The organism is Verrucomicrobiia bacterium (genome assembly GCA_035629335.1).
Taxonomy (GTDB): domain Bacteria; phylum Patescibacteriota; class Saccharimonadia; order Saccharimonadales; family Saccharimonadaceae; genus DASUUR01.
In genome coordinates this window covers 762,145-787,581 of record DASPIB010000001.1, presented here as the reverse complement: position 1 = coordinate 787,581, position 25,437 = coordinate 762,145, and the positions used below count along the sequence as shown (strand labels likewise).

Annotated in this window: 25 protein-coding genes; 10 read left to right on the top strand and 15 right to left on the bottom strand. The window is 50.4% G+C overall.

Going from position 1 to position 25,437, the window contains the following annotated elements; translation table 11 throughout:
- The first annotated feature begins 67 nt into the window (after positions 1-67).
- The 3 genes from VD907_04330 to VD907_04320 all read left to right on the top strand — a co-directional run bounded on the left by VD907_04330 (position 68) and on the right by VD907_04320 (position 3,639).
- Positions 68-1,459 carry an Ada metal-binding domain-containing protein gene (locus VD907_04330; GenBank protein ID HYG84081.1) on the top strand — a complete coding sequence of 464 codons (1,392 nt, stop codon included), beginning with the start codon at positions 68-70 and terminating at the stop codon, positions 1,457-1,459.
- A 1-nt stretch (position 1,460) separates the two neighbouring features.
- Positions 1,461-1,946: a methylated-DNA--[protein]-cysteine S-methyltransferase gene (locus VD907_04325; GenBank protein ID HYG84080.1), complete on the top strand. Its 486-nt coding sequence runs from the start codon at positions 1,461-1,463 to the stop codon at positions 1,944-1,946.
- 211 nt (positions 1,947-2,157) lie between these two features.
- On the top strand, positions 2,158-3,639 hold the full coding sequence (locus VD907_04320; protein ID HYG84079.1) for an ABC-F family ATP-binding cassette domain-containing protein: 1,482 nt from the start codon (positions 2,158-2,160) through the stop codon (positions 3,637-3,639).
- 45 nt (positions 3,640-3,684) lie between these two features.
- Here VD907_04320 and VD907_04315 read toward each other — a convergent pair whose 3' ends face one another.
- From VD907_04315 to VD907_04295, 5 genes are all read right to left on the bottom strand, one after another.
- On the bottom strand, positions 3,685-4,512 hold the full coding sequence (locus VD907_04315) for a hypothetical protein (GenBank protein HYG84078.1): 828 nt from the start codon (positions 4,510-4,512) through the stop codon (positions 3,685-3,687).
- 9 nt (positions 4,513-4,521) lie between these two features.
- On the bottom strand, positions 4,522-5,289 hold the full coding sequence (locus VD907_04310; GenBank protein ID HYG84077.1) for a hypothetical protein: 768 nt from the start codon (positions 5,287-5,289) through the stop codon (positions 4,522-4,524).
- Positions 5,290-5,476: 187 nt separating this feature from the next.
- The gene (locus tag VD907_04305; GenBank protein ID HYG84076.1) at positions 5,477-6,001 is read right to left on the bottom strand and encodes a hypothetical protein; all 525 of its coding nucleotides are present in this window, start codon (positions 5,999-6,001) and stop codon (positions 5,477-5,479) included.
- Between the two features lie 150 nt (positions 6,002-6,151).
- Positions 6,152-6,508 (bottom strand): hypothetical protein, encoded by a 357-nt coding sequence (locus VD907_04300; protein ID HYG84075.1) that lies wholly within the window; start codon positions 6,506-6,508, stop codon positions 6,152-6,154.
- 337 nt (positions 6,509-6,845) lie between these two features.
- Positions 6,846-7,832 carry a hypothetical protein gene (locus VD907_04295; protein HYG84074.1) on the bottom strand — a complete coding sequence of 329 codons (987 nt, stop codon included), beginning with the start codon at positions 7,830-7,832 and terminating at the stop codon, positions 6,846-6,848.
- Positions 7,833-8,058: 226 nt separating this feature from the next.
- On the opposite strand from VD907_04295, the gene VD907_04290 reads away from it, so the two are divergent.
- Together VD907_04290 and VD907_04285 are read left to right on the top strand one after the other, a co-directional pair.
- Positions 8,059-9,303, top strand: coding sequence for a cyclopropane-fatty-acyl-phospholipid synthase family protein (locus VD907_04290; GenBank protein HYG84073.1), 1,245 nt, complete (start codon positions 8,059-8,061; stop codon positions 9,301-9,303).
- A 176-nt stretch (positions 9,304-9,479) separates the two neighbouring features.
- Positions 9,480-11,624, top strand: coding sequence for a transglutaminase domain-containing protein (locus VD907_04285; protein HYG84072.1), 2,145 nt, complete (start codon positions 9,480-9,482; stop codon positions 11,622-11,624).
- Here VD907_04285 and VD907_04280 read toward each other — a convergent pair.
- Complete coding sequence (locus VD907_04280) at positions 11,614-12,072, bottom strand: NUDIX domain-containing protein (protein HYG84071.1); 459 nt, start codon at positions 12,070-12,072, stop codon at positions 11,614-11,616. The genes VD907_04285 and VD907_04280 overlap by 11 nt on opposite strands.
- Positions 12,073-12,132: 60 nt before the next feature.
- Between VD907_04280 and VD907_04275 the strand changes: the two genes are divergently transcribed.
- Complete coding sequence (locus tag VD907_04275; GenBank protein HYG84070.1) at positions 12,133-13,104, top strand: hypothetical protein; 972 nt, start codon at positions 12,133-12,135, stop codon at positions 13,102-13,104.
- 26 nt (positions 13,105-13,130) lie between these two features.
- Complete coding sequence (locus tag VD907_04270; GenBank protein HYG84069.1) at positions 13,131-13,568, top strand: NUDIX hydrolase; 438 nt, start codon at positions 13,131-13,133, stop codon at positions 13,566-13,568.
- 7 nt (positions 13,569-13,575) lie between these two features.
- Here the strand turns inward: VD907_04270 and VD907_04265 are convergent, their stop codons facing one another.
- On the bottom strand, positions 13,576-15,822 hold the full coding sequence (locus tag VD907_04265; protein HYG84068.1) for an excinuclease ABC subunit UvrA: 2,247 nt from the start codon (positions 15,820-15,822) through the stop codon (positions 13,576-13,578).
- An 11-nt stretch (positions 15,823-15,833) separates the two neighbouring features.
- On the bottom strand, positions 15,834-16,283 hold the full coding sequence (locus VD907_04260; GenBank protein ID HYG84067.1) for a VOC family protein: 450 nt from the start codon (positions 16,281-16,283) through the stop codon (positions 15,834-15,836).
- Positions 16,284-16,335: 52 nt separating this feature from the next.
- Here VD907_04260 and VD907_04255 point away from each other — a divergent pair, with 52 nt between their 5' ends.
- Positions 16,336-17,025, top strand: a complete 690-nt coding sequence (locus tag VD907_04255; protein HYG84066.1) for an FAD-dependent oxidoreductase — start codon at positions 16,336-16,338, stop codon at positions 17,023-17,025.
- Between the two features lie 374 nt (positions 17,026-17,399).
- Here the strand turns inward: VD907_04255 and VD907_04250 are convergent, their stop codons facing one another.
- From VD907_04250 to tatA, 4 genes are all read right to left on the bottom strand, one after another.
- Entirely contained in the window at positions 17,400-18,128 is a 729-nt protein-coding gene (locus VD907_04250) for a hypothetical protein (GenBank protein HYG84065.1), read from the bottom strand.
- Between the two features lie 136 nt (positions 18,129-18,264).
- On the bottom strand, positions 18,265-18,513 hold the full coding sequence (locus tag VD907_04245) for a twin-arginine translocation signal domain-containing protein (protein ID HYG84064.1): 249 nt from the start codon (positions 18,511-18,513) through the stop codon (positions 18,265-18,267).
- Positions 18,514-18,604: 91 nt separating this feature from the next.
- Positions 18,605-19,423: a twin-arginine translocase subunit TatC gene (tatC, locus tag VD907_04240; protein ID HYG84063.1), complete on the bottom strand. Its 819-nt coding sequence runs from the start codon at positions 19,421-19,423 to the stop codon at positions 18,605-18,607.
- Positions 19,380-19,559 carry a twin-arginine translocase TatA/TatE family subunit gene (gene tatA / locus VD907_04235; GenBank protein ID HYG84062.1) on the bottom strand — a complete coding sequence of 60 codons (180 nt, stop codon included), beginning with the start codon at positions 19,557-19,559 and terminating at the stop codon, positions 19,380-19,382. Before tatA ends, tatC begins: the two co-directional genes overlap by 44 nt.
- 113 nt (positions 19,560-19,672) lie before the next feature.
- Between tatA and VD907_04230 the strand changes: the two genes are divergently transcribed.
- Positions 19,673-19,903 carry a hypothetical protein gene (locus VD907_04230; protein HYG84061.1) on the top strand — a complete coding sequence of 77 codons (231 nt, stop codon included), beginning with the start codon at positions 19,673-19,675 and terminating at the stop codon, positions 19,901-19,903.
- A 104-nt stretch (positions 19,904-20,007) separates the two neighbouring features.
- On the opposite strand, the gene VD907_04225 is transcribed toward VD907_04230, so the two are convergent.
- The 3 genes from VD907_04225 to VD907_04215 all read right to left on the bottom strand — a co-directional run bounded on the left by VD907_04225 (position 20,008) and on the right by VD907_04215 (position 24,252).
- Positions 20,008-21,726 carry a glycosyl hydrolase family 28-related protein gene (locus VD907_04225; protein HYG84060.1) on the bottom strand — a complete coding sequence of 573 codons (1,719 nt, stop codon included), beginning with the start codon at positions 21,724-21,726 and terminating at the stop codon, positions 20,008-20,010.
- 185 nt (positions 21,727-21,911) lie between these two features.
- On the bottom strand, positions 21,912-23,951 hold the full coding sequence (locus VD907_04220; GenBank protein ID HYG84059.1) for a heavy metal translocating P-type ATPase: 2,040 nt from the start codon (positions 23,949-23,951) through the stop codon (positions 21,912-21,914).
- Positions 23,952-23,964: 13 nt separating this feature from the next.
- On the bottom strand, positions 23,965-24,252 hold the full coding sequence (locus tag VD907_04215; GenBank protein ID HYG84058.1) for a metal-sensitive transcriptional regulator: 288 nt from the start codon (positions 24,250-24,252) through the stop codon (positions 23,965-23,967).
- A 536-nt stretch (positions 24,253-24,788) separates the two neighbouring features.
- Here VD907_04215 and VD907_04210 point away from each other — a divergent pair.
- On the top strand, positions 24,789-25,355 hold the full coding sequence (locus VD907_04210) for a zinc-binding dehydrogenase (protein HYG84057.1): 567 nt from the start codon (positions 24,789-24,791) through the stop codon (positions 25,353-25,355).
- The last annotated feature ends 82 nt before the right edge of the window (positions 25,356-25,437 follow it).

Here is a 25,437-nt window from a genome sequence, read left to right as displayed (position 1 = left end):
CAGTTTTGAGCCGTGTCAATGTCCGAAAACGCAGTAATCTTACCTGACGTCATGCTACGCTATGATTATGAATTTTTCGCAAGAGTCATACTATAAAGCCGTCCTTGCTCACGACCGCCGGTTTGATGGTCAGTTTTTTATTTGTGTCAGCTCGACTGGCATATATTGCCGACCAGTCTGTTCGGCACAAGTACCAAAAATAGAAAATTGTTCGTTTGTTGCCACCCCAGCGGCTGCAGAAAAAGCCGGGTTTCGGCCTTGTCTGCGTTGTCGGCCCGAACGAGCGCCTGGCACCACTCCTACCCTACCATCTGCTGCACAGCAACTTGCCGCTCATATCGATGACACGCTACTTATGCAGCAAACACTGGCCGACGCCAGCCGCAGTTTCGCAATGAGCCCACGGCATGTACGCAGGCTGTTTGCTCAAGAATTTGGCGTTGAACCTAAAGATTACCTCACTACCAAGCGCTTGCTGTTTGCCAAACAATTATTACAAGACACCAACCTGCCCATAGCTCAAGTGGCGTACGCTGCCGGTTTTGCGACGCCTGGGCGACTCACTATTAATATGCGCCAATCATATGGCTTCACCCCGCGACAACTCCGGAAAAACCGCCAAGACCTACCCGATCAAGCAGTGAGTTTGCGCACGGATTATCGGCCACCGTTTGATTGGCAGAATCTGCTTAGTTTTCTCCGTGGCCGAGCAACGCCATTCGAGCGTGTTTTGGGCGATACCTACATTCGAACCATTAATAATTACGAAATCAAAGTCCAAAACGTCGCCCACAAAAATCAGTTGCTGATTGAAATACCCGCGGCCCTAGCCGGACAATCGTACCGGATTGTGCGCCGAGTAAGAAAATTGTTCGACCTCGATGCCAACCCGCTGGTGATTGCGGCCTCGCTGGCCGAGGATCCACAGTTGAAGAAGTTAATTGAGCAGTACCCAGGTCTGCGCGTTCCGGGGTGTTGGGATAATTTTGAAATGCTGCTGCGGGTTATTCTTGGCCAGCAGGTTAGTGTTGCAGGGGCAACGACTTTAATGAATCGCTTGGCGAGTAACATTGGTACTCGGCCGGCACAAATCGCGGCCAGCACGCCCGAAGCCATTGCGCAAATTGGCGTGCCACTTAAACGCGCGACGACGATTTGGCAGGTCGGCTGCATGGTGCAGGACGGCTCGCTACGACTTGACGAGCCAAACCCGGTGCGCTTTTACGAACGGCTGGTTGCCATTCCGGGTATCGGCCCGTGGACGGCCGAGTACTTGCAGATGCGCCTTTTACACTGGCCCGACGTTTTACCAGCTGGCGATTTGGGCCTACAGAAAGCCGTACAGCCCGGCAGCCGCTTCACCGAGCGCCAATTGCGCGAACGGGCCAAAAAATGGCAGCCCTGGCGCAGCTACGCCACGGTACTGTTATGGAAATCATTAGATAATCAAGGAGGCTAAAATGACCACATTCTACAAATATCTCGATACGCCCGCCGGCACCATGCTCCTAACGAGCGACGGCACCGCCATAACCGGTATGCACTGGAAAGTATTTAAACGAGCGCCTACTGCCCTGCCCGACTGGATTCAAGATGATACGCCATTTGCGGTGCTCTTGCAACAGTTGCAGGAATATTTTGCCGGTAAGCGACAAGTGTTTGACGTCCCAATTAAAGCCCACGGTACTTCATTTCAACTAGCGGTTTGGGGAGAAATAGCCAAAATTCCCTTTGGCGAAACCAGCACTTACGGCCAGCTTGCAGCTCGAATCGGCCGACCTTCGGCCATGCGGGCAGTCGGTACGGCGGTGGGCAGCAATCCGCATTCGATTGTAGTGCCCTGCCATCGTATTCTCGCAACTGGTGGCCGAATCACGGGTTACGCTGGTGGTCTCGAGAGCAAAGCGACCTTACTGGCGCTTGAAGGCGTTCCGATCCGCTATTAACCAGCAAAATGCTTTTGATTATAAATAAAATGTGATATAATAAGGAAAGTGACAGAAAGGCGTTTGTTCTCGTAAAAATGATACAACTTACTAACTCATAAACCAGCTGCAATTCGGTTTTATTTGTTATGTAAGTTAAAAATGTCTTCTTTAAACCAGGTACCGTTTTGTAGCGTCAAACAGGTACCTGGTTTTATTTTCGAGGAGCTACATGATCAATTTTACAAACCTTTCAAAATCTTTTTCAGCCCACCAAGTGTTTAGTGGTATCAGCGGTGTCATTGCCACCGGGGACCGCATTGCCATAATTGGCCGTAATGGTGCGGGGAAATCAACATTGCTTGATGTTCTGCGTGGCGCGTCGCCGCCAGATAGCGGCTCGGTACAGCTGGGTGGGGAAATTATTGGCTACGCAGCTCAAGATATTCAAGCTGACTGCCTAGTGAGCAAACTGGTTGCAGAGCTTGAAGAGTGGCGGGTGCTGTATGCGCTATCGCAGGTGCAGTTGCAGCCAACAGTTATCGAGCAGTCAGTGCGTGAATTAAGCGGTGGACAGCGGACTCGATTGGCGCTCGCGCTGACCTTGGCCCAAGACCCTGCCCCCACTACCCTACTGCTTGACGAGCCGACAAATAATTTGGATAACGAGGGCTTAGTGTGGCTTGAAAGTTTTATCCAGCACTATCGCGGCAGTGTGGTGATGGTCAGCCACGACCGCTCTTTTATTAATGCCGTTGCAACGAAGGTATGGCAGTTAGATAAGGCTGAGCTCAGAGAGTTTAAAGGCAATTACGATGCCTACAGCGCGCAAATTGCCCAAGAACAAGCCCTGAGGGCTAAAGAGTACGAAAAATATCAAGAAGACCGAAAGCGCATCCAGCGCCTTATTCGCGAGGCGAACGACCGTTCTCAGCGTGGCGTGCGCGATAGCCGCCAGCGCGACAACGACAAATTTCTCAAGAATTTTAAAAACGAATATGTTCAAAATTCGCTAGGCGGGCGGGCAAAAGCGCTGCAAACCAAGCTAGAAAAACTTGAACAAACTGAAAAACCTCAGGTTGAAAAACGCTACACGACCCACCTTTTGGGAGCGGTGCATACATCAAAAATAGTGCTCGGCGTTCAGGAAGTAACAAAATCCTTTGGCGGTAAAGGGTTACTGCAGCCTCTGTCGTTTGAACTGCGCGGAGGCGATAGACTGTGGGTACGGGGCGAAAATGGAACCGGTAAGTCAACCCTCCTAAAGCTCGTAGCGGGCCAGTTTGCACCAACAAGCGGTAACATCGCTTATGGGGCGAATATCAGGGTGGGATATTTTTCACAAGATGTCTACGGTCTGGAGCCAACGAAGACTATTTTTGCAGCCACTCAAGCAGCGGGTATCTTCGACGAAACTTTGGTATACCAACAAGCAAAAGCGCTCGACTTATCGCCTGAAATGCTCCACAAGCCAACTGGCGAACTGTCGCGCGGCCAGCAAGCGAAGGCAAGCTTCTTGCTGCTTCTTTTAGGCCAATTTAACCTGCTGGTGCTGGATGAGCCAACGAACCATCTGGATATTCCAACCCGCGAAACAATTGAAGCTGCACTGAATGAATACAAGGGGGCTTTAGTGGTCGCTTCGCACGACCGGTATTTTGTGGATAGATTGCGGCCAAATAAAACGGTTACTCTAACCCGGCCTACAAATTAAATGAGGCTTGCACTTCCTCTCGGGGAAGAAGTGCAAGCCTCTTTTCTAGCGGCGCAAGCCGTGGGCAGTCAGCCACTGCTTTACCTGGTTGGGATCATCATGACGAATGATGTCGAAGTTGAGCTCGACGCCCGAATCGTGCCACTTACCGAGGATGGTGCGGAACTGTGCGTCCTCAACCTGCTTGCCCCGCTTAAAGGCAATAGCGGCGTCGGTGAAACGACCGCTACCCTCGATGAGCAGACAGTGAAACCCGTACTCCAGCGCGCCGCGGATTTCCTTGGCGGTGACGAGGCCACCGTTCCAGCAAATAGTGGCCGGCACAAGCCCTGCGTCTTGGCGCATGTTGTCCATGAACTCCAAATAGACCTCAACGTCGCCATCCCAGCCGGAGGTGTCGTTGACTCCATACTGCACCACCCACAGCATGTCGAGTGTCGGGTTGGGCAGCATGGAGTCGTTCATGATGTCACTCAGCATCAAGCTTGAGTGTTCACCCTGGTACGACATCGTGGCGCTGGTGCGCGGCACGCTTCCAAGCGCGACGCAATCCGGGTTCCACAGCTTTGCCAGGCCGGGCATCTCCAGAATGCCGGGGATCACTTTGAGTCGGTCGTTGACGATCCGCGTGCCCCCACTCATGAGGGCCAGCGGCTGCAACTTGCCGTCACTAAAAACCGCTTCGGTGAACCTAAGGGCAGCTTCACCGCTGACCGTGTCATTGCTGGTGCCGCCAACGAACCGGATGATCCCCGCCTTATCGGCACAGAGCACCTTCATGGCCTTGGGCGCACCTTCTTTGCGCTGCCCCACGACAAACTTGGCAATACCGCCGGTGACCTTGCGGGCAGTACCAGGAGGAAAGTAGTCCATGACATCTCCCTATTGCTGGACTATTTTGAGTTCACGCAGTACTTGCGCCAACTCATGGGGCTTGCACGACAGCACTTCGGTTTGATCGTTGTACTGACTACGAAATGCCTTATCGGCTGCGTATTTGCTTGCCATTCGTCCGCTTCCTTCGATCAGAAGCAGCCGGGCTTGCTTTCGCTTGGTCAGCTTGGCAACATGGAGCAGCTCTTGCTCGGTATACATGCCGCCATTGTACACAATATGAAGCGGTTCGTAGCCGCCGCTATCACGGAGCAACTCCATGTACTCCAGCGAGGCTTGCCACTCCTTTGTCCAGAGGTCTTTGAGGCCTCTGTCTGCATATTGCAGGATGATGCAGCTGTGGAGCTTTGGGTGGATGATATTAATGTGCTCGGGTTCGCGGTAGATAACCAGGTTCCCGTTATGGAGCACCATGTTGTCAATCCGCGGCACTACCCCGATTGCCCGTGCCTTAGGGCTACAGGCAATGATTTTCGGTAGTACCTCGGTGATGCTCGGCTTTACCTGAGTGTAGCCAGGCGCAGCCAGCATACGTGTGCCGCCAGCAATCAGGGCGACTTCGCACCCTTTGAAAGCGCTGACGAACATGTCGTACATTTCGTTAGCTTGACTGGCAGCCATGCCACCAGCACCCCCGGTTAACCGAACAACCTTTTTATTCGGCGCCGATGCCAGGAATACCGCTGCACGGGTAGATTCAGTGCCTAGTTCGCACACCTGTAGTTCTACGCCGGCGAATCTGCTTAGTTCACTCACCACACCACCTAAAAGGCCGGGATTGACTGTGCTTATACAATATAATAGTAACGATTTTTTGTAAAGTGATCTGCAAACTTGGTGCCCTGCGGTGCGGAAAATGCCTAGGATCGATGTAAAGCAAAACACCCCATCCTTACAGAAGCGACGCGGTGTCTGCTGGTGTAAGGAATGGGGCGTGGGGTCGCTAATCAACCTTTGGTGCGGGCAGGACGGACTCGATTATCTCGATCACGACCTTGGCGCCAGCCTTCACGAGCATCCCATTGGTGAAGATCTTTCGATCGGCGCCAAGTGGAATATCAGCAAAGTACGCGTGTGCCTGCAAGGCATCGCGGAACAGGTGCGGGAAGATTCGCGGCGTTTTAGAGCCAGCCTGCAGCGACTCCGTAAGGCCCGGGAAGAGTTCGCTCGGCACCTCCTTGACGAGTTTGTTGCGGTACTCGCAGGCATACAGCCATTCGCTCGGGTTATCCTTAAGGCGGTAGGCGTAAACAACCAAAAATAGCTGGCCGCCAACTCGGATGAAACTACCAGGTTGGAACCTGCGCTTCGGCGCCTTTCCACCCTTAAAAACCTTGATAGTCCCCCGCTTCGTCCAGCCGATCTTCCCGCCGACCAAGCCCAGTATCTCAGGGAGCGACACCTCAATTTCTTGAAACACCACTGGCCGTTGGAACTGCTGCCCGGATTGGCGATAATTCCCTCGCATGAAGGTTCCTCTCGGTGAAATCGGCGATCTTGATGAGATTAATCAAATTATATAATAGAATAATGAAATAGTAAATCAAAGTCAGTGGTTGTTGGTAAATAAAACGGCCGGTGTCTGCTGCTTAAGTCAGACACCGGCCAGGTTCAGTGTTTACTGGGGCGGAAGGGTCAACCCGCGCGTCCAGCTTGCCGTGACTCTGTCTTCAGTAGCAGTCCAGCCAATGCAGGCGCTAAAGCTCTCTTCGATAAACTGGCTTAGTTGCGCTACTGCTTCGGCTACCTCCAGTGTCTCAAGCTCATTAAACAGAGCAAGCCGGATCCTGGCGATGGCTTCTGTACCGACAACTTGGGCGTGACGGTTCAGGAAGTTGCGTGCAAGCTTCCGCCAGTCGTTCAATAGGGGGAGCTTTTTAACCAGTTCGCGACCTTCAGTATGAATGGGGATGATTTGCCCGAGGTCACACCACACATGCCCTCGCTGATAGGTTGTGTGAACGTTGCGCTCCATGTTTTACCTCGCACTAACAGTGACGGCCCATCAGTGATGGATGACTGCAGTAGTATACATACTTGCTACACATAAAGCAATACCAGCCCATTGTTGATAAACGAGCTTGCCCTACGCTCTAACCGCTGAACTCCCAATTCTGTCTATCCCTGAACCTTCGGTGTGGGAGCGTGGCTGGCGGTGCATCATGCCGACGCGTTGGGGTGCTTTGCTGAAGATCACTAAAACCCCCCGGCCTTCCAGGTGTGACCTATAGACGAAACGCTCGATGTGGCGTTATGATACGGCTGGGTAGAAGGACAGTGCAAGAGCTTTTCGTTAGGTGCTGGCAGTTAGCTTAAAGTCTTGGTAATGCCGTACGGTCGGTCATGGTGAGCTCGGCTGGGTATTCGTAGGTGCTTTTAAGGGTGGTGGGGCTGAATTCGGAGGCAATGCCATCAGCGGTGGTGTGGATTTCACTGTAGATGGGTAAATTGGTGTTTTCATCAATAATGTAATACCCTTTTAGACCAGTGAGAGGGCTGGTTAGAAAGAACCGCTGCTCGAAATGGTGCGGAATATCTTCGGCTTGAATACCGTTGCCGCCCTGTGAACTACTGTTGCCGTCGCGGAAAGCGTAGAAAAAGGTATCGGCTTTGACTGGTTTCCCGGTTTTTTCCTGCCCAACTTCAAAGCTTACCTTTTTACCAGTTTTGCCTTTGTAGGTTGCGGCGCCCTCATTGCGGGTAATTATGCCATCTTTTTCGTCGGTCAGCGCCTGCGCCATAGTGCTTGCTTGCTGGGCAGTGAGGCCAACAGGTAAAATGCCATCGCTAGTGCTGCCGTGATAGCGGGAGCGAGTGTAATCGCAAGAGTCAAGGGCGATGCCGCTGGTGGCTGGTTTCCAGGGGCCGGTTATGGCGGTCTCGGCTTCTGCGCGGGATGCAGGGCTTTTTATGGTGGTGCTTTCGAGTGGGGTATTTTTAACGCAGCGGTACGCCCGCGGCGAAAGGCTGTCTGATACGGCGACGAGGCTATACTCGCGCTTCGCAGCATCGTATTCTGCGAGCGAACGCACGCTCACCGCCGGGAAATCGCTGCGTTCGGGAACAGTCAATTCGTAAGCGTAGCGAACTTTAGTTTGTTGGGCCGCTGCTTCAATCATTTTGTAAAAAATGTTGTGCTGGTTACTACCTTTTGACGATTGGTTCATGAAGGTTACTAACGCCCATACCGCAAACAACAAGACAGCCACGACTATGGCTATAATAAACCACGACTTTTTATATATTGGCTGCGGGGCTGGGTTGTTTGTTGGTGGAGACGTTGTTTGCTTTGGGTCCATATTTCTGATCTCGCTGTTTCACTATGGTATATACATATAGTAGCACGCGGGCAGTTGTTGATGGTTGCGGACCTGGGGCGATTTTCGTCGCCACTGCACTCATAGCTTAGGTATGAACAATTAGCTATTTCCCCCTTTTGGCATAACAAAATGAATTTTTTAGTAGCTAAGTTGCTTGGCGACTTGGTATACTAGTTACGCCCTGCTACGCGCAAACGAAAGAGGTATGCGGATGTTCGCAGAAATGACGGACAAGCTGCTCAAGGAACTCCTGCGCCTGGCGCTTCATCAGCGGCTTCGCTGGGGGCGCCTGCGCCTTACCTTGTGGGACGGCACCGCGGAGCGGTTTGGCACTTCCGGAGATCTGCTCCATGCAGCAGTAACCGACCGCGAAGTGGTGCAGCGAATGCTGACCAACGCCAGTGTGGCCGTAGGCGAAGCCTACATGTTTGATCAGCTGCGAATTGCCGAGGAAGACCTTCCGCTGTTCTTCGAGATGGTCAACCGCAACACGCCCAAGCCCAGCCTTCAGACTCGACTGGTGCGGCGCGAGCCCAACCACGAGCGCTTGCAGCGCCGGCAGATCGGGGTGCATTACGATCTTGGTAATGACTATTACGATCTGGTGCTGGGCGAAACCGGGTTGTACTCGTGCGCCTACTTCGAAGCAGAAGGAGACGATCTCGACACCGCACAGCGCCAGAAAATTGCCCATCTGATTCGTAAGCTCGAGGTGCAGCCACGAAACAGCGTGCTGGATATCGGCTGTGGCTGGGGGTATTTGGCAGTCGAGATTGCCAAGCAGCACCCAGGTGTTGAGGTGCTTGGCATCACGCTGAGCAAGGAGCAGCTCAAGGGTGCCCGCGAGCGCGCCAAGCGCGAAGGCGTGGCCGATCGAGTGAGCTTTGAGCTGAAGGGCTACCAGCAGCTGGACGGACAGTTCAACCGAATTATTTCGGTGGGCATGTTCGAACACGTGGGCCGCAAGAACCACGACGATTACTTCTCGCAGGTGGCTCGCTTGCTGGCGGAGCGTGGCGTAACCGTGCTGCACACCATTACGCAGGAAGAGCCGTGGCGGCCAGTCAGCCCTTGGGTGGCGAAGTGGATCTTCCCCGGTGGTGACCTGCCAACGATCGCTCAGGTCGAAAAGGGTTTGGGCCGGCACGGCCTGCACTCGATCGACCGTGAGAACCTGTGGGAGCACTACTGGTTTACTCTGGCCGAATGGTACCGGCGCCACAAGGAGCATCGCGAAGAAATTATCGCGCTACTCGAGGGTCGCGTGCCTGGGCTGGCGGGCGAGCAGGCCTTCCGAATGCGCTCGTTCTGGTACGAAGGCTCGATGGCTGGTTTCGCCGAGCATGGTCGGCTGGGGCTGAACCAGTGGATTGCCACTAAGGGCAAGCCGCGGCGAGGCGCTTGGCCGCGGACGCGCCGGTACTTGTATCGGTCAACGGAGACCGCGTAAGTTTTTCACGGGTAGCTCTTTCTTGTCACAGCAACAAGAAAGAGCTGCCCAATTATCTTTAGACCAAAAGCAGCAATTATTTACTCCCCGCTTTTTAGATAGCTTAATTTAAAAAGCTCGGCCAAACGTCACACAACCAATTGTCAATTATATTTCCAGGCTGTATGCTTAAACTAATGCAAAATGTTACAACACCCTCACCTACGCCAAATGGAGCGGCTAGTGCGCCCTCAGCTCCTCGTTCAAACAAAAAAGTAATACTCATCGTCGGGGCAATTATTCTGGCCGTCGTGGTGCTTATGGGAATTTTTCTCTTTTCGGTTTTCCGCCTGGTATCGAATCAAACCACCAAGGTAACTTTTTCAGGTGATCTGCCCTACCAGTTTACTGAACCGCAACTAAATCTCGATCCACGCCATAAATTTGTGTTTAACGCCGCCATCGACCCAACCGCCATCGATTCTGAGCACAAAAATGCCATACAGGTATATAGCGACAGTGCCTTTACTAAAGAGGTGCCCGCTAGCAGCTATTACTTCGATGGCAAGCTGGAAATTAGTGCCCCGAGTGCGATCAATGCCATTGGTAGCGGCACGACAACCGGCAAAAGCGTGGCGCTCACCGGCTATGAAACCTGGGGGCTATTTAAAGAGTACTTTTTGGTGCAGCGGCGCGATCTCAGCACCGGCCAGCCGCTCGAAAAACCAATTGTGACCAAATTTACGGTTAAGCCAGCAGCACTTGCAACGCCAAAAGTGTCATATACTATTGATGACCGCGGGGCCGTGCAATTTTCTTGGGAAAAAGTAGCCGGAGCCGACGCATACTATATTGTGAAACTTGAATATGACAAAGGTGCCGATGATCGAGCAAACCTCACTGCGGATTTAATTGGTGAAACAAAAGACACCAAATGGGATTCGGTGCAGCAAGATAAATATTTGCAGCAAGATTTAAACAACCCTTCACGCGGGGTGGTGGTTCAAAACAGTGCGTTTAAGAACTTCTTACAATCAGAAGACGACTTACGGAATGCAGCGCCGGGCTCATTAACCGAAGGTGAAAAAAAGAAAATCACCGAATACGGCGTGGTTGCCTTTCGTGCTGAAACCGTCTCGTCACTGGGCGGCGTTGCCGGTGAACAAATTGAGCCCCAATTGCCTGTTAATATTGCCCATAATGCCCGCCGCGAACAGGATATCCCGGCAGATGTGAGCGTGGGGACCTTCGATGCGATTCCGAAGCAAATCCCTGTGACTATGGCCGATGGCAAAACCGCTCTGCGGCCGGTGATGGTTTCAGCCGAAGGCGTCACAAAGGGCGAAATTATTTCAAACGAAACTGGCCAGCCAGGCGATACGCGGCGCATCATCACCCTCAAAGTGCCGTATAAGGTGCAAGGGACGTTAATCAGTGGTTTTTATCATATTAAAGAGTATTCTGATGCCACTTACCCACAGGAAATCGCTCGAATTGCTACTCGTAACAAAGCCGCCCAAGCCAAAACCGGTAACTTCTCTACCTACACCTACGCCACGCCCAAGAAAGATTTAAGCAGTATCACAATCAGCAAGGCCGCCCCTGAAGTTCCCTATAAAGTGAACGCCACTAATTCATTTACGAATTACATTGCGGCAAATATGATCGCCGGCAGTGAGTACATTGATGTTTCGCAGTTCCAAGATAGCCCAATCGACCTCTGGGACGCCTACCGCGAAGCAATCTCGCAAAACCCATATATTCTGGCTGTCAAAAGCGCTTACTTTTATGACGATCGCAACCTGCTAGAAGTGCAATATTACGGCACGGCCGATCAACGTAAACAAGAACAACAAGCGATTGCTGCCGAAATTCGCCGTGTCACGAGCAGTATCATTAAGCCAGGCATGAGCGACAGCGCGAAAGTCACGGCTATCAATAATTACCTAATTGAACATGCCGAGTATAATTACGATGCTCTCGGTGCCCTCAAGACGACGGTCAGTTTTATCCCCGATCAATACACGCGCTCCTGGACGCCGGCCGGTACGCTGATTGACAAAAAAGGCGTTTGTGCCAGCTACGCCTACGCCTTCAAAGCGCTGGCCGACGCCGCAGGCTTACAGGCGGTATATGTGACCGGTTTGGCAAATGGCGAACGCCACGCCTGGAATAAGGTGAAGGTTGACGGCAAGTGGCGCGCAATCGATGTCACCTGGAACGACACTCCTGTGCAAACCAATTCGTACTTCCTATTAACCGACCAGCATATGAGCAAAGATCACCAGCAAGATGATGATTTTGTGATTGACGTTTTGGCGGGCCAATTTGCTACCCAATAAAATCGTAGTCGCTATCCATAAGCGCAATAAAGCGTTCTAAAATAGCCAATACCGAAGATCTTGTTAGTAATTGTTCGGCTTGGGTAACGGTTACCCAGCGGCTGCTAGCGTATTCGTGGTCGTGAACGCCGGTGTCTTCTTGCCAGGCGACGGCAAAATAGTGGGTGATTTTTGAAATCGGATAGTCAGTTTGCTTATCTAACCCTTCATCTAAACGGCCGCCTAAGTATGCGGTAATCGTCCCTCTTTGACCACTTTCCTCCTCGATTTCCCTAAGGGCGCAGTGTTCAAGAGTTTCGTTATGTCGGAGGGTGCCTTTAGGTAGCATAAAGCTACCGTCGTGGTCGATCAAAAGCAGCACCTCAAGTTCTTGGCCACGGTGCCGATAAACCACACCACCGCACGAAATGTGATACGGCGAGATTGGGGTAAAACGATATTCTTTCACGCTGTCACTATACCATAATGTCACTAACCAAAAATGTTGTTAGAGTATAATAACCTATATATGTATCAAAACACGACCAATCTCGACTACTCACCACTCACTGCTCCACCTTCGCGAGAGGTTACAACACCGAATACTGCTTTTGCCAGCGGTGCCCTGCGACAAGTCTGGGCGTTCATCGCTATCGGGGGCGTTTGTCTTCTGCTGGGCATTGTTGGCGTGGTTGCGACGCAAAATGCAGCGCTAGGCATTATCGGTGGCGTGGCGGGAGCTATCTTACTGATTTATGGACTCATTAATCTATTTAAAGTGAAAGCCCGGATTGGCCGGAACGTGGCGTTTCAAGCCTTTGCCACAGCTAATAATTTTAGTTTTACCCCAGCTTGGTCGTCAGTTGACGAGCCAGGTAGTATTTTTAGGCTAGGAATAGGCCGAGCCACTGAAGCAACGGTGCAAGGAGTGTATAATGCGCTCCCCTTTTGGTTTGGCACACACCGCTATAGTATTGCGCAGGGCCAGTACCGCCAAACGATAGTTATCGGAGCGGTCGCGGTGCAGCTGCCACGCCGACTGCCGCATGTGGTATTCGACCGCAAGGGCAATCGAACGCATATTAGTGATGGTATTGCTCGCTCGCAGGCTTTGCAGTTGGAAGGAGATTTTAACCGCTACTTCTCAGTCTATTGTCCGAAAGAATATGCTCAGGACGTGCTGTACTTCTTAACGCCTGAGCTGATGGAGGCGCTTATCGCTATGGACGACTCTTTGGATGCTGAAATTGTCGGCGATCGATTATACTTCTATCGCCGCGGTCCGATTGAGCCGAACCAAGCCATGGTCGCCAAACTATTTAGCCTTATTGCAGATATTGGTGGGGCGGTGGCAAAAAACACAGCGCAATATAAAGATGAGCGGTCAGACTATCCCGGCACGATTGCTGCTGGTGGCGCAGCACTTAAAACGAGCTTGGTGCCGTTTATTGTGGGAATTGTAGCAGTAGCCGCTTTAATTATTTTATATTTCTTACGCTGAATGCGGCACCGCAGAGGTAGTAACCTATGAATGATACTATATCCTACAAGCAATCGGCGGGCGGCATTGTGCATCATAATGGCAAGTTCTTAGCATTAGAGGTGCTTGATTATGGCGAAGTAGTATTTCCGAAAGGTACAATTGAGCCGGGCGAAACCCCAGAACAAACAGCTGTTCGAGAAATTTTAGAAGAAACAGGCTACCAGGTTACCATTACAGCTCCTCTGGGCGAAATAACTTATGATTTTACTGAGCATGACCAACACTACCGAAAGATGGTGCACTACTTTTTATTGAAGCTAATTGACGCTAAGGCTGCGCCAAAGCCCAATCGCCAGGCAGGCGAAAACTTCGAAAATCTTTGGCTGACTGCCGAGGAGGCCTTTACCAGGTTGACGCACGAAGATAGCAAGAAAATGTTACGGTATGCGCTCGAGAAGCTGGCCGTGAGTAAAGATAGTTGAGTAGAGCTTAAAGATAGCGCGCAATAAGTGATTGTTTGTTTTTGAGCAGGTCTTTGGTTGTACCTGTAAACATAATTTTACCGCCTTTGTCGCCGCCTTCGGGGCCAAGGTCAATAATCCAATCGGCTTGGCGAATAATATTAACGTTATGTTCGATGGTGATTACGGTGTTGCCAGTATCAACCAGCCGGTCAATCAAGGCTATAAGCCGCTTAGCATCTGAAACATGCAGGCCGGTTGTGGGCTCATCGAGCACGTAGACGCTCCCCTGCTTGTGCAGTTCGCTGGCTAGCTTAATGCGCTGGCATTCACCGCCTGATAGCGTGTTGAGTGGTTGGCCGAGCGTCAGGTAATCAAGGCCGACTTCGTTCAAGACCTGGAGCTGCTTAGTAATTTCGGGTAAGTCAAAAAACTGGCTGGCTTGAGCCATGGTCATAGCAAGCACTTCAGTGATAGATGCGCCGTTATATTTGTAGGCCAATACGTCATCTTTAAAGCGCTTGCCGTCGCACACGTCGCAGGGCGTTTTGGCGTTATCTAAAAATCCAAGATCAACGGTTAAAAAGCCGGCGCCCTTACAGTTGTCGCAGGCACCCTTAGAATTAAAACTAAATAGCCCGGCATCAACCTGGTTGGCTATGGCAAAAGCGTTTCGAATAGCATCCAGGATGCCAATATAGGTAGCTGGATTCGAGCGATTTGAGGTGCTAACCGGTGTTTGGTCGACCACAATCGCTTCTGGATGTTGGCGCAGAAATTCCTGGTTTATCAGCGAGCTCTTGCCCGAACCCGAGACACCAGTTACGACCGTAAAGACACCAGTGGGGATATCGACGGTGAGGTTTTGAAGGTTGTTTACACGTGCGTTAGTGATTGGCAACTGACCGGTTGGTTGGCGAAACACTTGTTTCATTGACAGCTGCTGCTTCAACTGCTGGCCGGTGATGGTCTTGGCTTTTAATAATTCCCGGTAAGTGCCTTCAAAGACCACCTGCCCTCCTCGCGTGCCGGCCTGCGGGCCAATATCGACAATATGATCTGCTACTGCAATAACATCGGGGTCATGTTCGACCACCAGGATAGTATTGCCTTCGTCGCGCAGTTTTTGCAACAGTTGATTAAGCCGCTGAACTTCGTGGGGGTGCAGCCCGACGCTGGGCTCATCAAAAATATAGGTGACATCAGTCAGGGCGCCATTTAAGTGTTTCACTAGCTTCAGGCGCTGCGATTCGCCGCCAGATAGGGTGTAAGTCGGGCGGTCGAGCGTTAAGTAACCAAGGCCAATCTCAACTACATGAGAGAGGCGATCAGTTATTGCCGTAATGAGTGTATGGTTTGCCTGCGTATCGAGCTGCTTGATGACTTCAAGAAGGGCGTCTATTTGCAGGGCGCTAAGCTCGGCGATATTGTACCCTTGTATTTTGCTGGCTAAGGCCTTTTGGTTGAGCCGCGCACCGTGACACACCGGGCAAGGTCCGGCTACGATAAATGGCGCTACCATTTTGTGCGTGCGCTCCGACATCGGCTTACCGTCTTTGGTGGCGTACTTGCGGCTAATGTAAAGGCGGTCAAATTTATCAACAATCCCTTCAAAATAAACGTTAAAACCATTACTGGTGCCAGCTTTAACTTTTTTCGCGTGGTAGAGATCGTCGAGTTCTTTTTGGCTGAAATCTTTGAGTTTTTTATCAAGGTCAAACAGCCCGGATTGTTTTACCAACTCAAGGTTCCAGTCGCCTTCTTGGTATTCTGGCAAACGAATAGCACCCTGATTGATTGATTTGGTTTTATCGAAAGAGGCCTCAAGATCAATATTCATCTTTTGCCCCTTGCCGTTACAGTGCTTGCACATGCCGGCCGGATCATTAAAAGAGAACCGATTGGCAGTACCGACATGCGGCTCGCCAAAACGCGAGAATAACAGGCGCAGCACCGTGGCGATATCTGTTACTGTGCCAACTGTTGATTGTGGGCCGCCGCCAAGCGGTTTTTGATCGATAATGACGGCCATATTTAAGTGCTTAATCTCGTCAACGTCAGGCTGGCTGATACGCGGCAACAGCTGCCGCACGAACATACTGAAATTATCGTTTAGTAGCCGCTGCGATTCGGCAGCAATGGTATCAAACACTAAACTCGACTTGCCCGATCCCGAAACGCCTGTGAAAGCAGTAATTTTACGCTTTGGGATTGTTAAGCTCACATTTTTAAGATTATTTTGGCGCGCGCCGCGGATGTCAATAAATTCTTGCATGGTTTATAATCTTACGATTCTTGCAGTACGTTTATAGCGTTGCCGTCTGGGTCCTCGATGCTTATAAACTGCGTGCCCGAGCCTGGGCCAAAGAGGTCGTCCATAATTTCGCTCACTTTGACGCCTTTTTTGCTGAGCTCACCCCGGGTAGCTTCAAGGTTAGTGGTGGTAAGGTACATGCCTATCATCCCAGGTTTTAGGGGTTCATCGGCACCATATTTTGCGGCCTTACCCAAGGTGATCGCGGCGCCACCACTGGGGAATTCTAAGGTCACCCACCAATTGTCGTCGTCTTCGCGATAGTCTTGAGTGATCTTTAGGCCGAGCGCGTCGGCGTAAAACGCCTTTGACTTTTTCATGTCGCTCACGGTGATGCTGAACATTTTTAGGCTATCGATTAGCTGCATGGTGTCCCCTTTTTGTGGTTGGCGGTATTGTATAATCAATGTACTTGATATCATCACCACCGTCAATTTAACCTTATCCAAAAAGCAAAAACTAAAGGAGTAAACGATGCTAACCACGCTGACACTCAAAGAAAAAGCACACCTTATAGCCGATGTGTGGGCCTTTCGTTTTGTGGCAGACCAACCAGTACAGTGGATCGCTGGGCAATATATGAGCGTTGAACTGCCGCACGATCAGCCAGATGGCAAGGGTACGAAACGCTGGTTTACAATTTCATCGGCGCCCTATGAAGGAATTATCCAAATCACCACCCGACTCACCGACAGTTCTTTTAAACGGGCATTAGCGGCACTGCCAATTGGCGGCAAGCTACCGTTACTCGATCAGCCGCATGGCAACTTTGTGTGGCAAGACACCACCTCGCCGCTCATATTTGTGGCTGGCGGCATAGGAATTACAGCCTTTCGTACTATTTTGCGGCAACGAGCGCATGAAGGTTCGTCGCTGGCGGTGCATCTGCTATACGGCAATCGCACCCACGATATTGTTTTTAAGGAAGAATTTGATAATTACGCCGCAAACGATCCACACTTTACAGTAGATTACGTCGTGGGCGAGCCGTTGAATGTGGCTAAATTGGCAAAGTTAGCGCCAAACCTCAATAAATCCTTGGTGTATGTTTCTGGTCCAACCATGATGGTCACTGCGCTTGGGAAAGAGCTTGAAGGGGCTGGCTTACCGTCCAGCCAGTTGAAGCAAGACTTCTACCCTAGTTACTCCGAGATGAATTATTAAATAATACCTTCATGATATAGGTTTTAATAAAAAAATGACTTTTAGGCGTACCACTCTTTGCGAATGATTTCTCCGCAAGAAGGTACGCTATTGACACGAGAGTTCTCAGACAACGGCGTGGATATAGCCCAACGCTAGACAGCCAATTCCCGATGAAGCATGTACAATGTGTATGGCTTAATCCGGTACATAGCTGCCAACCAAACGGCAGTGGTAACTATGATAAACCCAAGAACCCCAAGCCCCACTGCCCACCTTTCTTTAGTAGTCAACAACTATTATTATACAATATCAAAATAAATACAAAAGAGGTGTGGTGCTGGGAGGAGATGTAATTATACACATCACACTCCCAGCGACCCAGAACCTTTTTATCAATCGCACTTCCTAACTGACGGCGAGGCGTGGTTGTTAAGCTTTTCTCTTCCAATCTGCACGTAGTCGTATTCTATAACTAGTTCGCCGTACATATCGTTCCGGCCGAGGAAGGGAACACTGAGCCGTCGACAGCGACAGCCACTCAGGCTTGGCGGCGAAGCACTGTTGCCCCACGCAAGACACCAATCGGGAAATTGAATCAATGCTGACAGAACTTCTGTGCTTGCCAAGCGAGGGTTACCCCAAAGTTCTTGCGGTGGCTTTCCTTTGCCATGCTCAGGATCGAAGGCCAGCCACACTGGTTCTTCATGCCTACGGATATTGGGAGCAGGGTTTAGCTTTCGCTTTCTTCCTGCACCACCATTTCGTTTGGTATAACCAGGCGGTGGCGTAATATTGCACCAGAGGTTCTCGAACGTGTCTGGGACATGGAGCAACAGCACTTCTGAAGTGGTGAGCGGCACAAACTGCTCTGGTGGTGCTGGTAGAGCAGCCGCCGGCCACAGTTGTGCTGCCTTTTCGAGCTGCCGTTTAGGAGAGATGTACCATGAAGGCGTGTTGGTAGTGTCAGAAATTACAGCAGTGATATTCTCTGGATTACGCGTTTCCAGGATAGCCTGGAGGGCAACCAGTGTCCTGTCTGGATCAAGCGACCCACTATGAACACCCGTTACAAGCTCGCTTACTTGAGCGTGTAGTCGACTGAGCTGTTCAGGGGTGGCCATTCGGTCTCCGTTCTGCTCATGATTTGTCGTGTGGCTAGGATATTAAGGTTCTTACTGATTATATCATGTATATTATATTGTGCAATATAGCTTCAAAGCCACCACACATGAATAGTTCTTTGATATAAAGCTATTCTTAAGCTAATTTTGATCCTTGTCTTGAGGTAGTTGCAGAGCCTGAAGGAGTGGTGTTCGGGCGCACGCCACCGTAAGTGCTAGAGCCATAGCCGATACTCTCGGGCCCCGGTGACATAACGCTCGACAGCGTTTTTAGCATGGCAGTAATACCGAGGATCGCCGCAAAGCCAATACCCACATGTTTCAGAAAATCGCGCCGATCCATATCTTTTCGTAATAATTGCTCGAAATCTTGTTTTATTTTCATTCTTTGCCCCTTAGTACTTATGCTTATAATATACGTTTTAGGGTGAGGTGTCTATATTAAGAGTCCGCTAGACTGGGGGTGGTTTGTTTTTCTAAGAAAGGCCCTCTTTAGAGGCGGAGGATAGCGGCAATTGTGCCTTCTTGTTTCTCGACTTCTTGAGATGTAATGAAATCAAAACGCTCATTACGCCTAGCTGGTAAAGCCCGATAACCGGGCCGGCTATCATTAATTGATTCACGACATCAGGTGTTGGGGTAATGATTGCCGCGACGATAAACGCCCCCGCAATCACCCAGCGTTCAGATTTTAACAGGCCGCCCGGACTGAGCGGGCGAATCCAGTGCCAGAATAACAGTAGTAACGGCAATAAAGATAATACCGCCAGCCCAGCTATGTAAGCTAAAAAGAAATGAAGATAGGAATCGGCCGTTAAAGACGGCGTAACGGCATCGCCGGCAAAATTATTCAAAAACTCAAGCGCAACCGGAACTGCAACAAAATAACCATACAACACCCCAAGCGTTATAAGGCAAATAACGGCCGCGATTAACTTTACTGAAGAACGACGAGCATGGAGCGGCAGCGCCGGGCGTATAAAAGCATACAGTTGATAGAAGAGCACTGGTAAGCAAACAATGAGTCCAGCGTAGATCGCAATCTGAAAGATTAGGTTAAATCCACCGCCGGGCGTTAAATAAATTAATTCTTGCCCTTTCAGGGGCAGCATAATTACATGGAGCAATTCTTGCTGGTGTGTGTAGGCAAAGCCGGACGCCAGCAGAAAAGCCAAAGCCGTCAATAATAAGCGGGTGCGAAGTTCATTTAAATGCGAAGAAAAAGTGGAAGTCTGGGAGGCTTCGTTAGCCCTACGACTTCTCTTCTGGTGCTGGTTTCTTTGGGCTTGGCTCATCGTCTCGCATACTATTACGCAATTCTCTAGCGGATGTACCAATACTTTTTGCCAGCTTTGGCAATTTACTTGCCCCAAAGAGCAATACCAGTATTACTAAAATGACGACTAACTCCGGTGCGCCTAATCCAAACATACTTCTTCCCCTTCAACAACTATTCAATTGTGTTTGCGCATTATGTCTCAGTCCATTATTATATTAGTATATTGGTTATGTTTTCGCAATAATATCGAGTCATCGGGGGAGCTATGATACACAGTTTGGTACATCTTGCTGCAGCGGCAAACTATAATTGCGATACGTATGGCCAGAGCGCTTATAATGAATGCACCATTTCTACCACTCCTCCTACGCCGCCACCAAATGTTGGTTTTCTACCTAATACTGGCTACGAAATTATTATTCCGGCTGCGCTCGCCCTCGCAATGCTCATTGCTTCAACCATTCTAATTGCAAAGAAATTGTTGCGACGCCGCTGATTCTACTCGTAGATGTGAAACTGGTCTTGCCCTAATTGGCCGTATTAAAAACCAGTCAACTTAACCTCAAGCTGACTGGTTTTTAGTAGCTAGCAGTATAGATATTACAGCGCCACCCAGTTCCAGGATGGGGCCGAAGAATACGTGAGCTTAATTGCCTTGCCACTCGGCACGATAACCGTACCCGAAGTAATACCCGTCGCTGTACCGTCGACAGCCACTTCTGTTACCGTGCCACCTGAAATTGTGACAGCTGCATCTCGCCAGAAGGGGTTAACTAATGAAGTCGTTGAAGCCGGTACAGCCGGAGCAGTTTTGTGCCCGGGCGACGATGGTTGGTTTGTAGAGACGATCTTTAAATGCGCTGCGCCGCGCACAGTCGGCGGATTGCTGCCGATACTGGCAAAGTTAATGGTTCCCGTAAAATTATTGTTAGGATCGTCAATGGTATAGCCTGTCGAAGTTTCGACATGCATGCCTAAGACATCTATTGGTATTGAGCCGCCATTCCCATTCAAACATTGAATATTGATAGGAGTAGCTTCTACGGAGAGGTTAACAATGGTGATGCCATGAAAAGATGCGCCACCTACCCCACCAACGTAAATACCTACTTCGCAGTAAATGAGAGCCAACCGAAGGGCCGTTAAATGTTCCCCTAAGGTGCAGCCATAGTAAAAACCTTCACACGAGAAATCGACAATTACGGCGCAGTCATTGTTGAGATTATCGGGCATGCGCAGACCGATGCTAAGGTCATTTGTATGAGATGTAGAAAGTGACGGGGTACCGGCAGGGCTTGCGTTAGCTAGAGCGCTGGCCGAAAGAATCACGGCCTGAGCAATCCATTTAAAATCCCAGCCAATAATGCCTGGTTGGTGTGGCGCCATGACAGAAATGCCATCGACGGTAATCACCATATTCGAAAACATACCGCTTCCCTGCGGGACGGACGGGCCACCTACGATTGAAGGCGCTCCCCAGGTACCGTCTGCCGACAAACCGGTTAGAGTAGAGCGTATTACTGCGCCCGATCGCTGCTCGGTCGTTTGCTGCCAGTGGGCAAACGCCGATCCGTTTTCGGTGCCAGAAAGGACAAGCGAGAACTTTTTACCCGTTGTCTGTATATAAGGAATTTCGATTTGAGCATTGCCCTTGGCGACGCCGCCCTTCGTTGTTGGGCTGGAGACGACGTATGTACCCGGAGGAAAATGTATTCGGGCAAAATGCGTGCCGTCAGCAATGCCATCCTGCACCGCTTTATTAATTACTTCATTCAAAACGGCGGTGTTATCAGTTGCGTTATCTGCTACGGCGCCGTAATCCATAACATCGTAGGTACGTGCCCGTCCGTTGAGCCGCACTTTGTTGCTTAGATTAAAAGTAGCACCGCTGGTGTGGACGGTTGTAATGATATATATTCCTTCTCCATGATGGGTGACGATATCATTTACTGCATAAGCTGTTGAAGGTGACCACTCACCTTTGTAGCGTGACGCCGTGGAATCAACCGCAGGCGCCCAGGTGTTGTCGCCGCGTAGAAAGTTAGTTGCATCGCCACCAGTGCCGCCCAATTGTACGGCAGGCACCTTTGAATCGCCATTAAGCGCCGCATATCCGTCGGCCTGGCCTTTGTTTGCTGTCTTTTCTGTCGCGGCTAAATCACTTACCAAATTAGTAATTTTAGTTTGCGATAGTGTGCCCACTTCGGTGTCGCCAATTGTCTTCAAAGTGCCGTCGTTGTTATGAGCAACACTTAAAAAATCATTTAGTATATTGCCCCACGTGCCGCTGTCGCCGCCTGGTGATGGAAGTCTTGCCATAACTACTACCTTATTCCCCTTATGCTTCTTACTATTGTATTTATAACTACTTTGAAACACAATAGCGTTATCATAATCAGGACCGCATGTAGCTGCGTGATTGCTTTTTAGCTGCACGAAGCTTTGCTACGCTTTAAACACCTACAGGTCTTCGGGCATAGTTGCGGGCAGAGGCTTTGACTTATCTACGCCGAGAGGTGTAGCTTCCTTAGAAACTGGGCATTAACCGCTACCACAATAGTTGAAAGCGACATAAGCACGGCACCTAGCGCCGGCGACAGAATGAAGCCGAAACCGGCAGTAACGCCAGCAGCCAGTGGAATAGCCAGGGCGTTGTAGCCTGTGGCCCAGGCCAGGTTTTGGAGCATCTTGCGATAAGTCGCTTGTGAGAGTTTTATAATTTTCGCCACGCCGCGAGGGTCGCTGCTGGCGAGCACAATGCCGGCAGATTCAATTGCGACATCGGTGCCGGCACCAATAGCAACGCCAATGTCGGCTTGGGCCAGCGCTGGGGCATCGTTTACACCATCGCCAATCATGGCGACCTTGCTGCCATCGGCCTGTAATTTCTTGACTGTTTCGGCTTTATGCTCGGGTAATATCTCAGCAAAATATTCCTGAATCCCTAACTCTTTGGCGACCCAAGCCGCAACTCCGGCAGAATCACCGGTGAGCATGGCGACACGCTTGCCCATGTCTTGCAGTGTTTTAACTGCTTCCTTAGATTCTTCACGAATGACGTCGGCCAGCATAATTGCACCAATGACCTTTTTAGCTACAATCACGTACACCACTGTTTTACCGTCTTTTGAGGCAGTTCTTTCGGCCTTCTTGATTTCCTCTGGCATGTTAGCGGTAAGCTCTTCAACCAGGCGCGGGCCACCAACACACACCGTTTTTGCGCCGATTTTGGCTTTTGCACCCCGACCAGCCAAAGCCGAAAAGCCGCTAACTTCCGGCACTGCAAGCCGTTTAGCTTTCGCAGCGTTAACAATTGCGCGGGCGATTGGGTGTTCGGATTCGTTTTCTACAGCTGCGGCAAGCGCTAATAATTCCTCCTCATCACCATCGGCCACGATAGCAACCACGCCTTGTTCGCCCTTGGTGAGGGTGCCGGTTTTATCAAATAGTATGACGTCTACATTACGGGCCGCTTCAAGCGCCATACGCTGTCGAACCAGCAGCCCGCTACTCGCCGCCTTGCTGGTTGAGATTGCCGTGACAAGTGGAATAGCCAGCCCTAGTGCGTGCGGGCAGGCAATCACCAGTACGGTCACCACCCGCTCGAGAATAAAGCCAGCCGATTCTCCGGCCAGCGCCCAGCCGATCCAGGTAAGGAGCGCCGCCGCTAGCGCCACAAAAGTCAGGCAATACGCCGCTTTATCTGCTAAAATTTGGGTTTTCGATTTACTGTTTTGTGCTTCGGCGACCAACTTCATAATACCCGCAAGTGCGGTGTGGCTGCCGGTTTTCGTGACCTTAATGGTGAGCGAGCCGCTGCCGTTGATGGTACCGCCAATGACACTCGCCTTCACGGTCTTTTTTACCGGCTTCGATTCGCCCGTTAACAGCGATTCGTTAATATCTGACTCACCTTTTATAACTTCACCATCAGCGGGAACCTGCGCACCGGGGCGAACCAGTACAGTATCGCCAGGCTTTAGCTCGCTAACGGCGATTTTTTCGGTTCCGGTTTTGGTAACAAGGTCAGCTTCATCTGGCAGTAGCTTCGCTAATTCTTTTAACGCACCTTGGGCGTTCATAACCGACGCCATCTCAAGCCAGTGCCCCAGCAGCATGATAGTTATGAGGGTTGCAAGTTCCCACCAAAAATCCATACCCTCTACCACACCGAGCGTTGAGGCTAAGCTATAGCCAAAAGCCACTGTAATTGCCATAGAAATGAGCGTCATCATGCCTGGCTGCTTGCTCTGGAGTTCGGCTTTAGCGCTCTTCAGGAAAACCAATCCGCCGTAAAAGAAGATAATGGTACCAAAAATGGCCGGCAGGTATTCCATGCCCGCAAACTCCCAGCGCACGCCAAACCAGCTTTGTACCGTGGGCGAAAAAATAAGGGTCGGAATAGTAAGTAGCAGACTCAGCCAAAATTTCTGTTTGAACATATTTGGGTTGTGTCCGGCGTGTTTGTCGTGATCTTTGTGCCCGCCGTGATTCACGTGGGCTTGGTGATGTATCTGCTGATGCTGTGCGTGGGTATGCTTCATAATGTCTATTTCTTTAATTTCGCCCACGGATGTTATGTAGCTCGTAAAGGCTCAGTAACTCCTCGACTGCCTTTTCCTGTGCCGCGGCATCGCGAGAGCTGAGCATATCGGTTACGTGGGTGCGTAAATGGTTTTCAAGCACCAGCTTGTTGAGCGATGCCAGCGACTTTTGGATGGCCAGGCTTTGTGTCAGGATGTCCATACAGTAAGTGTCATCCTCAATGGCTTTTATGAGAGATTCTAGCTGTCCCCTGATGATCTTTGACCGGTGTAAACTGCGCTTTTTGTAGTCTTCATTCATAACTTTATAATATACCCCCTAGGGGTATTAAGTCAAGATGTGGCAATGCATTTCTGTCTGTAGCTTTGGTAAAAATGCTTCGTATAAAATAGATAATATACTGAATGAAGTAGATAATCTTACTCCAAGGAGGACCCAATGAAAGCAGTGAGAGTAAATGATACTGGGTCGGCTGACTCGCTAATCTTGAGTAATATCCCAGTACCTGAACCAAAAAAGAATGAAGTGGCTATCGATGTTGCCTTTGCTGGGGTCGGCTTTTGTAGATGTTTTATTTCGAAATGGAACATTTCCGCTTCAGACACCCTTTACTCCTGGTATTGAGGTCTCTGGCTACATCCGCGCTGTCGGGCCAAATGTCACAAATTTTAAAATTGGCTAAAGAGTTGGAGCTATACTAAATGATTTTGGACGTGGTTCTCAAGCAGGCGATATGCCGAAGTAGCAATCGCGCGCGCAGATCTTACGCTGCCTTTGGATGATAATGACGATTTAGCAGTGGTAGCTGGCTCCCTTATAAACGGCCTACCGCCTGGATCGCTCTCCATCACCAAGCGAAGCTTTCATCACAAGATACATTTCTTGTTTTAGGCGCAAGTGGGGGTATTGGCGATATAGCGATACGGCTTGCAAGAGCGGCCGGTATTCGCTCAATCATTGCCGTAGTTAGTAAGCCAGAAAAACAACAGGCGGTGCTCGACGCTGGTGCATCGTCTGCAATTTTAACGAGTGACCTACCGAGCCTTCACTCAGATAGTGTAACGGTAGTTATCGATCCCGTTGGCGGTGACCCACGCATCGAATCATTTAAATTGTTGGCGCCGTTTGGTCGATACGTTTTGGTTGGCAATGCAAGTGGCCGCGATTCTACGACGACACTTGACGCGGTATGGCACCGGAGTATTACTATTACTGGCGTAAGTCTTGGAGGCATTGCTCACTTACGGCCACGGTTAGCGGCTGAGAGTGCTCGAAATGCGCTGAATATGTTACAAAAAGATAATTATCGAGTTGCCACGCGACCGATTGAAGAGATTGTTTCTCTGCACAAAGAATTAGAGAACGGGAAAGCAGCGACAAAAACGGTAATCAAGATTCGTTAACCTGCGCAAAGCGAACAGGCCTTCTGCGGTAAAAGAATAGTCACTTGATCGACTGGCCTTGGCCTTAGGTGGAACACTTCGA

Excerpts from the sequence above, each read along its gene's own strand:
- VD907_04315 (HYG84078.1), bottom strand. The coding sequence starts at position 4,512 with ATGGACTACTTTCCTCCTGGTACTGCCCGCAAGGTCACCGGCGGTATT.
- VD907_04325 (HYG84080.1), top strand. The coding sequence starts at position 1,461 with ATGACCACATTCTACAAATATCTCGATACGCCCGCCGGCACCATGCTC.
- VD907_04290 (HYG84073.1), top strand. The coding sequence starts at position 8,059 with ATGCGGATGTTCGCAGAAATGACGGACAAGCTGCTCAAGGAACTCCTG.
- VD907_04250 (HYG84065.1), bottom strand. The coding sequence starts at position 18,128 with ATGGCCACCCCTGAACAGCTCAGTCGACTACACGCTCAAGTAAGCGAG.
- VD907_04270 (HYG84069.1), top strand. The coding sequence starts at position 13,131 with ATGAATGATACTATATCCTACAAGCAATCGGCGGGCGGCATTGTGCAT.
- VD907_04330 (HYG84081.1), top strand. The coding sequence starts at position 68 with ATGAATTTTTCGCAAGAGTCATACTATAAAGCCGTCCTTGCTCACGAC.
- VD907_04285 (HYG84072.1), top strand. The coding sequence starts at position 9,480 with ATGCAAAATGTTACAACACCCTCACCTACGCCAAATGGAGCGGCTAGT.
- VD907_04245 (HYG84064.1), bottom strand. The coding sequence starts at position 18,513 with ATGAAAATAAAACAAGATTTCGAGCAATTATTACGAAAAGATATGGAT.
- tatC (HYG84063.1), bottom strand. The coding sequence starts at position 19,423 with ATGAGCCAAGCCCAAAGAAACCAGCACCAGAAGAGAAGTCGTAGGGCT.
- VD907_04255 (HYG84066.1), top strand. The coding sequence starts at position 16,336 with ATGCTAACCACGCTGACACTCAAAGAAAAAGCACACCTTATAGCCGAT.
- VD907_04225 (HYG84060.1), bottom strand. The coding sequence starts at position 21,726 with ATGGCAAGACTTCCATCACCAGGCGGCGACAGCGGCACGTGGGGCAAT.
- VD907_04215 (HYG84058.1), bottom strand. The coding sequence starts at position 24,252 with ATGAATGAAGACTACAAAAAGCGCAGTTTACACCGGTCAAAGATCATC.
- VD907_04230 (HYG84061.1), top strand. The coding sequence starts at position 19,673 with ATGATACACAGTTTGGTACATCTTGCTGCAGCGGCAAACTATAATTGC.
- VD907_04295 (HYG84074.1), bottom strand. The coding sequence starts at position 7,832 with ATGGACCCAAAGCAAACAACGTCTCCACCAACAAACAACCCAGCCCCG.
- VD907_04320 (HYG84079.1), top strand. The coding sequence starts at position 2,158 with ATGATCAATTTTACAAACCTTTCAAAATCTTTTTCAGCCCACCAAGTG.
- tatA (HYG84062.1), bottom strand. The coding sequence starts at position 19,559 with ATGTTTGGATTAGGCGCACCGGAGTTAGTCGTCATTTTAGTAATACTG.
- VD907_04260 (HYG84067.1), bottom strand. The coding sequence starts at position 16,283 with ATGATATCAAGTACATTGATTATACAATACCGCCAACCACAAAAAGGG.
- VD907_04220 (HYG84059.1), bottom strand. The coding sequence starts at position 23,951 with ATGAAGCATACCCACGCACAGCATCAGCAGATACATCACCAAGCCCAC.
- VD907_04275 (HYG84070.1), top strand. The coding sequence starts at position 12,133 with ATGTATCAAAACACGACCAATCTCGACTACTCACCACTCACTGCTCCA.
- VD907_04305 (HYG84076.1), bottom strand. The coding sequence starts at position 6,001 with ATGCGAGGGAATTATCGCCAATCCGGGCAGCAGTTCCAACGGCCAGTG.
- VD907_04265 (HYG84068.1), bottom strand. The coding sequence starts at position 15,822 with ATGCAAGAATTTATTGACATCCGCGGCGCGCGCCAAAATAATCTTAAA.
- VD907_04300 (HYG84075.1), bottom strand. The coding sequence starts at position 6,508 with ATGGAGCGCAACGTTCACACAACCTATCAGCGAGGGCATGTGTGGTGT.